The organism is Polynucleobacter sp. TSB-Sco08W16 (assembly GCF_018687455.1).
Taxonomy (GTDB): domain Bacteria; phylum Pseudomonadota; class Gammaproteobacteria; order Burkholderiales; family Burkholderiaceae; genus Polynucleobacter.
Genome location: NZ_CP061291.1, coordinates 1,288,409 through 1,301,937 on the forward strand (window position 1 = coordinate 1,288,409; position 13,529 = coordinate 1,301,937).

The following is a 13,529-nucleotide window of genomic DNA, read 5'->3' on the forward strand; positions in this document are numbered from 1 at the left end:
TAGATATTGAATATGAGTATTCGCCCGCTAGATGGCATTACCGTAGTTTCTCTTGAGCATGCTATTGCTGCCCCTTTTTGCACACGTCAACTAGCCGATCTGGGTGCTCGGGTTATCAAAGTTGAACGTCCAGGTAGCGGTGATTTTGCAAGAGCCTATGACAAGCAAGTCAAAGATCTTTCCTCGCATTTCGTTTGGGTCAATCGCTCCAAAGAAAGCTTGACGCTAGATTTAAAGCAGCCAGCAGCCCTTGCGGCCCTAAAAACACTTCTTAAAACAGCGGATGTGTTGGTACAAAATTTAGCACCTGGTGCTGCAGCACGCATGGGTCTGACTGCCGAATTACTTCATCAAGAAAATCCGCAATTGATCTTGTGCGATATCTCTGGATATGGCAACAATGGTCCCTATCGTGATAAAAAAGCCTATGATTTACTCATTCAGAGTGAGGCAGGATTTCTTTCGGTAACCGGAACACCAGAGACCCCTAGCAAGGCGGGAAACTCCATTGCTGATATTGCAGCAGGAATGTATGCGTATACCAATATCCTGGCGGCCCTATTGCAGCGGGGCAAAACAGGCAAGGGCTCAGTGATTGATGTTTCTATGCTTGAATCATTGGGCGAGTGGATGAGCTTTCCCTTGTATTACGCCTACGATGGTGCTGATGCGCCCTCTAGAAATGGCGCTTCTCATGCAACGATATATCCTTACGGCCCCTTCAAAGCAGGTGATGGCAAAACCGTCATGCTAGGTCTTCAAAACGAACGTGAGTGGGTACAGTTCTGCGAAATCGCTCTAGAAAATCCAGACCTTGCCAAAGATGAACGCTTTGATAAAAATTTCAAGCGCAATGAAAAACGCTCTGAACTACTTGAAATTATTAATGCCTGCTTTAGCAAGTTGACATCTGAGCAACTGATTGCAAGATTAGAGAAGGCGCAAATTGCAAACGCCCACCTTAATGATATGGCGGGGCTTTGGAAGCACGAGCAGCTGAAGGCCCGTAATCGCTGGACTGAAGTAGACACACCAAATGGCAGAATTCCGGCACTGCTACCACCGGGCTTGAATGATAGCTACGCTTATCGCATGGATCCTATTCCAGCAGTAGGTCAGCATACTGATTCCATTCTTCGGGAGCTTGGAATAACTGATGCAGAGATCATCAGTATGCGTTCGAGTGGTGCGGTCTAAAGTAGTGGCGAGGTGAGATGGGCAGCATTCTCTAAATAGTGGTGCCAACGGGGTCGTTTTTCCCAAACTTTCAAATCTACAAAATCAGATTGCGCCAAATAAGATTCAATCAATTTTTCTAGCTTAGCGCAAAAATCATCGTTGTAAATAATCAGGCTTATCTCAAAGTTCAGGCGCAGACTGCGTTGATCAAAATTAACTGAGCCAAATATAGCAATTCTCTTATCAATTAAGAGGCTCTTGGTGTGCAGCAAGCCTCCATGAAACTCGGCAATCCTCACTCCCGCATTCAATAGGTCGCTATAGAAGCTTCTACTGCTCCAGGCAACCAATTTGGAATCATTCAACTTCGGAACAATCAAGGTCACTTTTACACCGCGGGCAGCCGCCGCCATCAAGGCCTGGAGCAAGCCATCATCAGGACCAAAGTAAGGCGTAGTAATGGTTAACTCATCGCGCGCATCCATCATGGCTGACAACAGCACTTGATAAAGAATATCGTCTCGATACACCGGGCCAGATGAAAACTCTTGCGCTAAAACGCCGCCTTCATGTGGTGAGACTGGTGGCTCACGATCATTGAAGTGGGTAATCTTAGGATTATCAACACTCCAGTCAAAAGAAAAAGTGAGTTCAAACTGGGATGCAACAGGGCCTTCAATGCGAACCATGGCATCTACCCACTCACCTACCCCAGAGTCCTGCTTAAAGGTTCGCGGATCAACCAAGTTCATACTTCCAGTCCAAACAACAGCACCATCAATCACGAATATCTTTCGATGCAAGCGCAAATCAGCGCGCCTGAACTGGAAGCGACCTATCTGGATTGGTAGAGCTTCAGTTACTTGTATGCCTGCATTTCTGAAACGTGCAGGCCAAGAAGACTTAAACCAATCTTTACTTCCCAGCGAATCCAATAAAACGCGGCATGCTACACCACGCTGAGCCGCCGCTATCAAGGCCTCGCATACCCGATCCGCATCACCGCCTATAGCCCAGATATAAAACTCTAAGTGCAAACTTTTTTTAGCCTGGTTAATTTCATCAACAAAATTTTGTAAGATTTTTAATGAATCCGTATGCAATTCAATCTTATTTCCGGCAATTACAGGAGATCCATTCTTAGATTCTGCTAGGAGACTTAAGGCCCTTCCTTCAAGCGGCAACTTCTCTCTATCGCCAATAAATTGCTGCCTCATGAGCTTCGTAATACTCTCGTATTCACGGTTCATACGAATAATTTTTCGAGTCAAAGCCCTTCCAACCGGACGCTCGCCAATCAAAACATATAAACCAATCCCCAGCAGAGGAAATGTCATCACAATGAATATCCATGCAAAAGCTACGCCAACCGGCCTTCTTACAGAGATAATTACGAAAATAAAATACGTAACCAACAAGAAGTGAGCCAATAAGATCAATCTCAAATTGAGCTCAGAGTGTGTGTTGGTAAAAAAGCTTAATAAGTCATTCATAGCAACTCCAATTCAGCAGTAATACCTAGGTGATCTGATAATTTAAGCCATTCATACAAAATTTCAGCAGAATGGATTTTGATGCCTCGCACATAAATACGATCCATGGGCAGTAGAGGCTTAACGCTAGGAAATGTTCTCGCGGGTGCACCAGTTAATACCTCAAAAACCTCTTTAAAGCCCGCTTCTTGCATGGGGGCACTAACGCGATTGCGCCAATCATTAAAATCGCCAGCAACAATGGTCGGAGCGCCATTAGTCAATACATCAATATGATGAATGATCTCTTCCAATTGACGCTCTCTACCTCGCTCAAATAGTGCAAGATGCACACAGAAACAATGAATGGCCGGCCTGAGTTCATCGAGTTGAATCATGCTATGTAATAGCCCTCGCTTTTCAAAGCGATATGCAGAAATATCGTAATTCTGACCCTTGTGCAGAGGATGCTTAGAAAGAATGGCATTGCCATGATGGCCGTCTGGATACTCTACGTTTTTTCCGTAATGCCAGTCATGCCAAAAATCTTCAGAGAAAAAGTGAGTTAACTCGGTAAGGGGCCATGAGCTAAATCGTCTAGTCCTACCTCGATGTTCTTGCTGTAGCTCTTGGAGAAATAATAGATCGGGATGATGGCTTCTCATCCTTTGGCGCAATTGATGAATTGTGGAATAGCGATGCAAGGGCGACATTCCTTTATGCACATTCATGCTCATGACGGTGAAGCGCATACCCTTACCTATTGACATTAAGCCTGCCCCGCTGCACTCTGGCGTCGAATGCGCGCCATATAAATTTCGCTCTCTACCAATTCTTGGCACTGCATACATTTATTGCAGATTGAGGCTTGCTCCCTCAACTCATCAATAGAATTGATTGAATGACTATCCAAATACTCACGTAGGTCAAGATCAAGGACCTCGTTACAGAGGCAAACTACTTCAGCCATAGGTCAATAATTAAAGGGGTTGGTCTCATTAAGACCATTTTGCCATCGCCTTGATAGAATCGAATACATGTTGAACGCTTTTCAAGACGCCATCACCCTGCTTGCCCATTTAAATGGGGGTGTAATTGGGATCGTTCTTGTCTCACTCCAAGTCAGTCTGACGGCTTTGTTCTTTGGAACCCTTCTGGGATTGCCTATTGGAGCACTCCTAGCCACAGAGCAATTTAAGGGGAAAAAGACGATTATTGTGACCCTCAATACCTTAATGGGGGTGCCGACGGTGATTGTGGGTGTACTTATATACCTACTACTGTCTCGTACAGGCCCCCTAGGAGCTTGGGGCTGGCTATTTACCGTCAAGGGTATGATCCTTGCCCAAATCTTGCTTACCACCCCCTTAATTGCAGCCCTAAGCCGTCAGATTCTGGAAGACTCCTGGAAAATTCATAGGGATTCCTTTTTGAGTCTGCGTCTCCGTGCAATCTCTCGTTATAAATGGCTTATTTGGGACTGTCGCTTTTCCCTCACTATCGCCATACTTGCCGGTCTTGCCAGGGCTATTTCGGAGGTGGGCGCAGTAATGATTGTGGGTGGAAATATCGATCATTCCACCAGAACAATGACAACAGCCATTGCATTAGAAACCAGTAAGGGTGATTTACCCCTAGCACTTGCTCTCGGAATTGTTTTGCTGGCAATCGTGCTAATCGCTAACATCATCACTTTTGTCGTTCGGCAGATTGCGGAGTACCGCTATGGTTAACTCTACCAACAACGTACTAGAGCAATTTAGCAAGTTCATTGAACTCAAAAATATTACCGTTCAAAGTCATGGCAAAACAATCCTTAATATTCCCCATGCCATCATTCCAGCAGACCGCATTACGGCTTGCATAGGCCCCAATGGTGCTGGCAAGACCACCCTACTCAAACTTCTCAATGGCTTAATTGCACCAGACACAGGAAGCATCTCTTATTCTTTTACAGTAAAGACCGCCCTAGTCTTGCATCACACCCCCATGATCAAGGCATCAGCCAGAGCTAACCTGAGTTTAGTAAAAGATGTGGATACTTCAATTACAACCAGTGATATTGAGCGAGTGATTGAACGCGTTGGATTGCAGTCTCTTGCTGCAAGTCCAGCACATAAATTATCAGCCGGAGAAAGACAGAAACTCTGTTTTGGTAGAGCGCTTTTGCAAAAACCCAATTTAGTCTTGTTAGATGAGCCCACTGCAAACCTTGACCCCAATGCAACCGAGCAAGTTGAAAAAATGATTCGCGAGTTCAATCAAGAAGGGTCTGATGTTATTTTTTCGTCTCATCAACTGGCGCAAGTACAAAGACTTGCGGAATATGTTCTCTTTATTGACCAGGGCGAAATAAAAGAAAAAGGACCCGTAGGTCCCTTCTTTTCTAATCCACAAACAACTGCAGCAAAACGATACTTACAACAAGAGCTGCTAGTAGACTAATGCCGTCTTATTTAGCTGCGGGCGTCGCTGGAGCAGGAGCCGCAGCCGCTACTGGTGCCACAAAAGGTGGTGGCGCTACACATGCTGCTGGTGCTGGTGTACCAGCAACTTTAAATCGATCCGCTACGCGATTTTGCGCCTGGCAAAGTTGATAGGCAGAAACTTTATCGCCATAAGCTGTTTTAGCCTTAGCTAGATCTGCAGCTGCTTGGGCCTCAGGACTTAATGGTGGCAATGTTGCAAAAGCAGCTCCACAAGTAAGTCCGCACAATACAAAAGCAATGATTTTTTTCATGGCTTTATCCTTATTTATTAACTTTGTTGTACCAAATTTCATGGTGCTCTTTAGCCCATGTAGCATCAACGTAACCAGTTTTCATGCCGTCGATTGAGCCCTGCATACCAATGGTACCGATATAAATATGGCCCATTGCCATGGTGGTCATCAAAATAGCGGCAGTGCTATGAATGATGTTGGCAATCTGCATTGTGCCGCGCAGATATTCAATCTGCATAAATGGCACGATCATGTCGAGCACAAAACCGGATGCTGAAATCACCAAGCCCAAGAAAGTCATACCAAACCAAAACCAGAATTTTTCACCCATATTAAAAAAACCGGCTGGCACATGTTTACCACTGAACATGCCCCCAAAGGTCAGGAGCCACTCGAGATCACCCTTTTCAGGAATATTCTTTCCAACAAAGAGAATAAAGAAAATAACAATGCTCAGCGTGAATAATGGCCCAGAGAAATTGTGAATATTTTTACAGACAAATAGGAATGAACCGTAAGCCATTCCGCCCATTAAAGGCATTGCAAAATACTTACCGTACAAAATCATCAGGCCTGTAAATGCTAAGGCTATGAAGCTAAATGCCATGATCCAATGGACTGCGCGGTCAAATCCGCTAAAGCGTTTAATCATGACACCTGATAATGGCTCATGCAATTTGACAGAACCCTTAAGGGTGTAAACCGCAATGATGCCGAAGAAAGCAATTGCCAATAACCAACCACCATAAACAGTAATCACGCCATTGCGAATCACTCGCCATGCTTGACCGGATCGTTGAATCAGAACACCAGCTTGCTTGTCGGGAATGCTGACGTAATTTTGCGGATCCGCATTGGGCATGATGAAGATAGATGGATTGGCAGGCTGAGATTGAGCCTGAGTTCCATTAGCCAAACTGTTGGGATTGGCTGGCACTGATGCCGGAGGAATGTCTACTCCGCTAGGAGAAGGCAATGGAGCCATCGGTGCGCGCTCCGCATAACTGATCCCGCCTGCTAAAGTCAGCGATAGACCAGCAGACAGTATCAAAGTACGCAGAACCTTAGAAAATGATCGTTTCATACACATGTCCTTAAACGTTTTCGTTTTATTTATTGTTGTTTAGTTGATCACTTGATGCGACTGTATTCATTCTGACCCTGATTGCGCTTATTGATTGCCTCAGTCCAGCTGACTTGATTACCAGGGGTCCATCCTTTGGTCATAAAGCCATTATTAGCGCCCATATAAGGAGCAACATCGGGACGCTTAGCGGCCTTAGCTGCAATTTCTGGTGGCTCTGAACAAGCAGTCAATATAGTTGCAGCGGCAAAACATAAACCAAGAGTTCTGAAATAGGCTTTCATTATTTAGCTCCTGGAATTTTGTCAGCGGGTGTCGGCGTTGGCGTTGGGGTATCAGGACCACCATAAGCAGTTGTCCAACCAAAGGCCTTGGAGCCAGGGTAATGGCCGTTCTTCTCACGAGTAGCTACGCGGTTGTTAAAGATGCCGGCGATGATGTCGCTATCTCCACCAATCAAGGCCTTAGTTGAGCACATCTCAGCACAGATTGGTAACTTACCTTCTGCCAAGCGATTGCGACCATACTTCTCGAACTCGGCAACGCTACCGTTCTCCTCAGGACCACCGCTACAGAATGTACATTTGTCCATTTTGCTGCGTGAACCAAAAGCACCTTTACTCAAAAACTGTGGCGCACCAAATGGGCAAGCAAAGGAGCAGTATCCACAACCGATACAAATATCTTTGTCATGCAAAACAACACCTTCATCGGTGCGATAGAAGCAATCTACTGGGCATACAGCCATACAAGGTGCATCGGTACAGTGCATACAAGCGACTGATATTGATTTTTCCTGGCCGATGATGCCATCATTCACGGTAACAACACGGCGGCGATTTACACCCCAAGGTACTTCGTTTTCATTCTTACAGGCAGTGACACAACCGTTGCACTCAATGCAGCGTTCTGTGTCGCAAATAAATTTCATTCTTGCCATAGCGTTCTCCTGACTTTATTTTTTGACTTAGGCAAATTTTTCGATTTGGCACATGGTGGTCTTGGTCTCTTGCATCATCGTGACCATGTCATAACCATAAGTAGTTGCCGTATTGACCGCTTCACCTTGAACTACTGGTGCGGCGCCCTCTGGGTAATACTTACGGATGTTTTCACCTTGCCACCAACCAGCGAAGTGGAATGGCACAAAAGCGGTTCCTTGATCAACGCGCTCTGTTACCAACGCGCGCACTTTAATCTTGGCTCCAGTTGGTGACTTGACCCAAACATAATCCCAGTGAGCGATGCCACGATCAGCAGCTGCCTTGGGGTTGATCTCTACAAAGTTCTCTTGTTGTAGCTCAGCCAACCATGGGTTAGAACGAGTCTCATCACCACCACCCTCGTACTCAACCAAACGACCAGAGGTCAAGATGATCGGGAACTTCTCATAAAGCTTGTTATTCAAGTTTTGATCTTGAACAGTCTTATAGAGCGTTGGTAAGCGCCAGAAATTCTTCTTGTCAGCAATCGTTGGGTACTTACGCATCATTGGTGCGTTTGTACTGTAAAGCGCTTCACGGTGAATTGGAATTGGATCCGGGAAGTTCCAGACAATTGCACGTGCTTTAGCGTTACCAAATGGATGGCAACCGTTTTTCATAACTACACGTTGAATACCACCAGACAAGTCTGTCTTCCAGTTCTTGCCTTCAGCGAGCTTCTTCTCATCGTCGGTTAACTGATCCCACCAACCCAACTTCTTAACCAAGACGTGATCAAACTCTGGGTAACCAGTAGTGATCGCAGAACCTTTGGAATACGAACCATCGGCTGCAAGCAAGCTCACGCCTTCACGTTCAACACCAAAGTTGGCACGGAAATTACCACCACCTTCCATCACACTCTTACTGGTGTCATAGAGATTTGGTGAACCAGGGTGCTTGATTGCAGCTGTACCATAACAAGGCCAAGGCAATCCATAGTAGTCACCAGTGGTGTCATAACCAGTTACTGGATCAACACCGCCACGGGACTTCAAGGTCTTCGGATCGAATGTAGCAACCATTCTCATATGAGCCTTGAGACGCTCTGGTGTTTGACCGGTGTAGCCAATAGTCCACATACCGCGATTAATTTCGCGCAAGATATCTTCAATCTGTGGTTCGCGCCATTGCTTGCCAGCAAATTTTGAATTGAGCATCTTGTAATTCTTTGACAGCTCTTCACCAAAACCTAGGCGATCTGCAAAAGCTTGCATGAGCACGTGGTCAGGCACGGACTCGAATAATGGATCGATTACTTTCTCGCGCCACTGTAATGAGCGGTTTGATGCTGTAGCAGATCCGCAGGTCTCAAACTGAGTTGTGGCTGGCAACAAGTAAACATTGCGATTCTTATTTACAACATCACCTTCTGCAGCAGGCATTGCTGCCATCGCTGCAGTTGCGCTTGGGAATGGATCAACCACCACTAAGAGATCCAATTTATTCATGGCGCGCTTCATATCGAGACCGCGCGTTTGTGAGTTCGGTGCATGACCCCAGAAGAACAGACCTTTCACATTGGTCTGCTGATCAATCATGTCGTTCTTCTCAAGAACTGCATCAACCCAACGGGAAACCGTAGTACCGGACTTCTCCATCATGTCAGGGGCATAGCGACCCTTGATCCAATCGTAATCAACACCCCAAATCGCTGCGAAGTGCTTCCAAGCGCCAGCAGCCAAGCCATAGTAGCCAGGCAATGAGTCTGGGTTAGGGCCTACGTCCGTTGCACCTTGAACGTTATCGTGACCACGGAAAATATTAGTGCCACCGCCAGACTTACCGATGTTACCTAAGGCTAATTGCAAAATACATGATGCGCGCACAATCGCATTACCGGTGGTGTGCTGAGTTTGACCCATACACCAAACCACTGTACTTGGACGATTCATCGCCATTGTTTTAGCGACTTGATAAACCTGAGCCTCAGGAACTCCACAAGCCTCTTCAACGGCAGCAGGAGTCCATTTTTCCATCACCTCTTTACGGATTTCATCCATTCCGTAAACGCGATCATTGATGTACTTCTTATCTTCCCAGCCATTCTTAAAGATGTGATACAGAACGCCAAATAAAAATGGGATGTCGCTTCCAGAACGGATACGGACATACTGGTCAGACTTAGCAGCGGTACGGGTATAACGTGGATCAACTACGATCACCTTGCAACCATTTTCTTTTGCATGCAACAACATCAACATCGATACTGGATGAGCTTCAGCTGCATTTGATCCAATGTACAAAGCTGCCTTGGCATTCATCATGTCGTTATAGCTATTGGTCATCGCACCATAACCCCAGGTGTTGGCTACACCAGCAACTGTGGTCGAGTGACAAATACGAGCCTGATGGTCTGTATTGTTTGTACCAAAGAAAGAAACCCACTTACGCAGTAAGTAGGCCTGTTCGTTGTTGTGCTTAGATGATCCAATGAAGAACATTGCATCCGGAGAGTAACGCTCTCGAATGCCCTTCATCTGTGCAGTAATCTCAGTTAAGGCTTGATCCCAAGAAATACGTTGGTACTTTCCATCAACCAACTTCATTGGGTAACGCAAACGGTAGTCCCCATGACCATGCTCGCGCAAGGCTGCACCTTTGGCGCAATGCGCGCCCATATTAATCGGGGAATCAAATACTGGATCTTGGCGAACCCATACGCCATTCTCAACAGTGGCATCAACAGCGCAACCTACTGAACAGTGGGTACAAATGGATCTTTTAACCTCGATCTTGCCTTTACCATCCAACATTGCCTTGCTTGGTTCCGCTACTGCTTTTTGCACCAAGCTTAATTGACTGGCAGCGATACCGGCACCAACACCTACACCAGAACGTTTTAAAAATGTTCGGCGATCCATTGTTGGCACAGCAGCTTTTAAACCACGCGATAAGCTACCAATCAAATGTGATGTGGAGCGACTGCTTTGTGGGGTATTGGATTTACGAGTCAGACTCATATGTTGTCCCTGAGAAAGTTTTTTTATTTATGTAGAGCAGTTAATCAATATTGGGTAATCGAAGCATTTAAAGCATGGTGCTCTCGTAGTACTTGCGCATGTGGGCTGTCATCGTTTTGCTATCACCCTTCTCTTTAACCGCACTGCCAATTTCTTGAATGACGGCTTTGCCAACAGGAGTTTGAGAGATGGCTGCAACAGCGCCAACTGCGACGCCTGCACCAATAAAGAACTTGCGACGTGAAGGCTTAGTTTCTTCGCTTGCGGCTGCTTTAGTTTTAGTGTTCATGGCATGCTCCTACATGGTTATTCTTGATTGCGATCAAGTTTAATCTTTTATTGCACTTTTGACATATTGGCTTAACAAGGTGGTGATACCACCTCATTTCTGTTGCAGCGCAACATTAAATCATGTCAAAGCCTTGACCTTCAATTGCCAAGAATTCTCGGGTCAGCGCGGCAATTGGGCGGTAAAGATGCATCTCTGGAATGCCTTCAATGGCATCACATAACTCGTCATACCAAGGACGAATGTGCTCATTGAAAAAAACCCTTTGGTTTGTAAGGTTTGATACCCCTACATCGTCTCCAGCAATCAGATAGCGCATGACTTCACAAAGAGCTGAAATATGGTCCTCAGTCTCGGTCACTTCATCAGCTGACTCAAGCTCAAACTCTTCTAAAGCCTTGCGAATATTGACCAACGGCCTTTCATTCAGGTGTCCTGCCATATAAAACGATCCATTCAAAACCACATTCGGCTTACCAACACTAATGAAATTGAGATCGAATTCTTCGTGCCAAGCTTTTGCTGGATTATTTTTAGCAACTTCTACAACATCCATCCAGACTTTAGCTAACGGTGCCTCATTTGCCGTATCTTGTTGATCAGCGGTAGCGGCAATTTGATCCAATAACTCTTGGTCTGGTGGCAGATGAAAAAATCGGGCGATTAAACCATAGAGGTCTGCTCTAGCTAAATCCTCAGGCAAACCTACATCACCTACTTCGGTTGATACATTTTCTTTTGTACTCATAGTTCTTTTTTCACCATATCCACGACTCGGCAATCACCACACATCTTTACTCGATCCATGGCCGCACCAGCAAACGCACCATGTGCTCCAAGCTTAGCCAGCATCAGATCCACCATCTTTGTGGTTCCGAATGGCTTTCCACAGCTAATGCAATGAAAGGCTTGAGTTTCATTCAGGGTTGATCTTTGCTTACGTTGCTCAACTGTTTGTAAGCGGGGTTGAAGAGTCAAGGCATGTTCAGGACAGGTTTGAACGCAAATGCCACATTGCACACACTGCTTCTCAATAAAAGACAAAATGGGTTCATCTGCGTTATCCAGTAATGCACCCTCCGGGCAGCTACCCACACAAGACATGCACAACGTACAAGCCTCTTTGTTGATGGCAAGACCGCCAAGTAAAGAGTTTGCCGGAAGCGGCACTCCAGCCTCTGGCAATGCAGCCTTTGCTTGCTTTTGAAAATGCTCAAGTACCGCTTCCACTGTTTCGCGCTTCTGATTCGACAAACCAAAGCTAGCTGGAGTACACAGCGCAGGTAGAGCGCCACGCTGGCGGAGTGCGCCCATCGCTTTAGAGACACGCTGCAGGTCTTGTGCAGAATCAGCCATCACCAGCTGAATACGCTCATCAAACCCATAAGCTTTTAAGATGGCATTAGCTAGATTAGCTTGATCTTCTAGGGCTGCGTGATATGCGGGATCCTCTTCACCACTTAACAATAGGACCACCTCTGCAAAACCATAGGCCAAGGCGCCCAGCCATAAATCTGGTCCAGTAGAAGCAATATGCTCTATGCCATAAGGAATCACGAACGATGGCAATGCTTCAAACTGCTTCGGCAACACATGCGCAGAACGGCCTAAGCCATCGATCAGCTGAGTACCTTTCTTTAAGCTATGCAGTAGCAAACTTGGTGCAGCGGCTAGATTGATTTTTTTGGCTTCAGCACTGAAGACTGTAGCGAGCGCTTTTAATTCTTTGCCCTGATGCGTCACGCTCGGATAGTTATAGCGCATTGCCCCAGATGGGCATACCGTGGAACAGGCTCCGCAACCCATGCATAGATTGGGATTTACCTCAACACTACCTTGACCACCTTTAAATAATGAACTGATTGCGCCAGTAGAGCAAACATCTATACAGGCACTACAGCCCACTTTACCGTTGCGACCGTGTGCGCAAACTTTTTCGTTATAGGCAAAGTATTTTGGTTTCTCAAACTCACCCACCATCTCTAGCAATTGATTTACTACTAGAGCTTGATCCAGGGGATCCTTACCAGGAGCAAAGTAACCCTGTGGGGTTTGGCTCATACGCATTTTTGGATCCATGCGGAGATCCAAAATCAAATCAAATTGGGCGTTACGGCTACGATCTACACGATCAAATGCAATGGCACCAATGCTAGCGCAGGAGGTAACACAGGATCGGTGTGACTTGCATTTATCCAAATCAATCTGGAACGAGAGATCGATCGCAGCTTCTGGACAAGCGTCCACACAAGCGCCGCAGCGTGTACACATTTCCGGATCAATTGGATTTTGCAAATCCCATTCGACTGAGAAATTACCAAGATAGCCATCTAACTTACTTACCGCTCCACTATAGATGGGGTAATTACGAGCGAGCGGAAGATCACTAGGTTCAGTACAGAGAACAGAAACATCTAAGGATGTGCTGAGTTTTTCAGCCCATGGGATTACTTGTGATCCAGGACCAACAATCAAGAGTCTTCCCTGGCTTTCGTAATTCACGACGGGGACAGGCTCGGCCTCGGGCATATCAGCCAAGGCCAATAAAGCAGCAATCTTTGGTCCCGATGATTTTGCCTCTTGGGTCCAACCCGCAACTTCGCGAATGTTTACAAAGCGCAATGGTGCAATTAAGGGTTTTTCAGCTTGCTCTGCCAATTCATTAAATAAAGCACCCTCTTGCGTACAGGCAACGACTAGTGAATCTGAACCATCTAAGGCCTTCAAGAAAGAGCCTACTTCTTGCCTACATAGGGAGTTGTGAACTGGTACACCCAAGGCCTTAGCATCCAAAGGCATCGTGCCATTACAGTTACAGACTAATTTTTGACTCATTG

General features: G+C 46.0%; 14 protein-coding genes. 3 read left to right on the forward strand and 11 right to left on the reverse strand.

Features of this window, described 5'->3' with window-relative positions:
- The first annotated feature begins 12 nt into the window (after positions 1–12).
- On the forward strand, positions 13–1,197 hold the full coding sequence (locus tag FD961_RS06410) for a CaiB/BaiF CoA-transferase family protein (protein ID WP_215393139.1): 1,185 nt from the start codon (positions 13–15) through the stop codon (positions 1,195–1,197).
- On the opposite strand, the gene cls is transcribed toward FD961_RS06410, so the two are convergent.
- The 3 genes from cls to FD961_RS06425 are packed head-to-tail and all read right to left on the reverse strand — an operon-like array spanning position 1,194 to position 3,621.
- A complete protein-coding gene (gene cls, locus FD961_RS06415; RefSeq protein WP_215393140.1) occupies positions 1,194–2,672 on the reverse strand; it encodes a cardiolipin synthase in 1,479 nt (492 codons plus the stop codon). The genes FD961_RS06410 and cls overlap by 4 nt on opposite strands.
- Entirely contained in the window at positions 2,669–3,421 is a 753-nt protein-coding gene (locus FD961_RS06420; RefSeq protein ID WP_215393141.1) for an endonuclease/exonuclease/phosphatase family protein, read from the reverse strand. The genes cls and FD961_RS06420 overlap by 4 nt, the downstream gene beginning before the upstream one ends.
- Positions 3,421–3,621 carry a hypothetical protein gene (locus FD961_RS06425; protein ID WP_215393142.1) on the reverse strand — a complete coding sequence of 67 codons (201 nt, stop codon included), beginning with the start codon at positions 3,619–3,621 and terminating at the stop codon, positions 3,421–3,423. Before FD961_RS06425 ends, FD961_RS06420 begins: the two co-directional genes overlap by 1 nt.
- Positions 3,622–3,688: 67 nt before the next feature.
- On the opposite strand from FD961_RS06425, the gene FD961_RS06430 reads away from it, so the two are divergent.
- Both FD961_RS06430 and FD961_RS06435 read left to right on the forward strand, forming a co-directional pair.
- Entirely contained in the window at positions 3,689–4,384 is a 696-nt protein-coding gene (locus FD961_RS06430; RefSeq protein ID WP_215393143.1) for an ABC transporter permease, read from the forward strand.
- Positions 4,377–5,096, forward strand: coding sequence for an ATP-binding cassette domain-containing protein (locus FD961_RS06435; protein ID WP_215393144.1), 720 nt, complete (start codon positions 4,377–4,379; stop codon positions 5,094–5,096). The genes FD961_RS06430 and FD961_RS06435 overlap by 8 nt, the downstream gene beginning before the upstream one ends.
- Positions 5,097–5,103: 7 nt before the next feature.
- On the opposite strand, the gene FD961_RS06440 is transcribed toward FD961_RS06435, so the two are convergent.
- The 8 genes from FD961_RS06440 to FD961_RS06475 all read right to left on the reverse strand — a co-directional run bounded on the left by FD961_RS06440 (position 5,104) and on the right by FD961_RS06475 (position 13,527).
- A complete protein-coding gene (locus tag FD961_RS06440) occupies positions 5,104–5,391 on the reverse strand; it encodes a hypothetical protein (protein WP_215393145.1) in 288 nt (95 codons plus the stop codon).
- A 10-nt stretch (positions 5,392–5,401) separates the two neighbouring features.
- On the reverse strand, positions 5,402–6,457 hold the full coding sequence (locus tag FD961_RS06445) for a formate dehydrogenase subunit gamma (RefSeq protein ID WP_215393146.1): 1,056 nt from the start codon (positions 6,455–6,457) through the stop codon (positions 5,402–5,404).
- A 47-nt stretch (positions 6,458–6,504) separates the two neighbouring features.
- On the reverse strand, positions 6,505–6,741 hold the full coding sequence (locus tag FD961_RS06450; protein WP_215393147.1) for a hypothetical protein: 237 nt from the start codon (positions 6,739–6,741) through the stop codon (positions 6,505–6,507).
- Positions 6,741–7,397: a formate dehydrogenase FDH3 subunit beta gene (fdh3B, locus tag FD961_RS06455; protein ID WP_215393148.1), complete on the reverse strand. Its 657-nt coding sequence runs from the start codon at positions 7,395–7,397 to the stop codon at positions 6,741–6,743. The genes FD961_RS06450 and fdh3B overlap by 1 nt, the downstream gene beginning before the upstream one ends.
- A gap of 27 nt (positions 7,398–7,424) precedes the next feature.
- A complete protein-coding gene (locus FD961_RS06460; RefSeq protein ID WP_215393149.1) occupies positions 7,425–10,403 on the reverse strand; it encodes a formate dehydrogenase subunit alpha in 2,979 nt (992 codons plus the stop codon).
- Between the two features lie 67 nt (positions 10,404–10,470).
- The gene (locus tag FD961_RS06465; protein ID WP_215393150.1) at positions 10,471–10,692 is read right to left on the reverse strand and encodes a hypothetical protein; all 222 of its coding nucleotides are present in this window, start codon (positions 10,690–10,692) and stop codon (positions 10,471–10,473) included.
- A 115-nt stretch (positions 10,693–10,807) separates the two neighbouring features.
- On the reverse strand, positions 10,808–11,440 hold the full coding sequence (locus tag FD961_RS06470) for a molecular chaperone (RefSeq protein WP_215393151.1): 633 nt from the start codon (positions 11,438–11,440) through the stop codon (positions 10,808–10,810).
- Positions 11,437–13,527, reverse strand: a complete 2,091-nt coding sequence (locus tag FD961_RS06475) for a 4Fe-4S binding protein (RefSeq protein WP_215393152.1) — start codon at positions 13,525–13,527, stop codon at positions 11,437–11,439. Before FD961_RS06475 ends, FD961_RS06470 begins: the two co-directional genes overlap by 4 nt.
- Positions 13,528–13,529 lie beyond the last annotated feature (2 nt).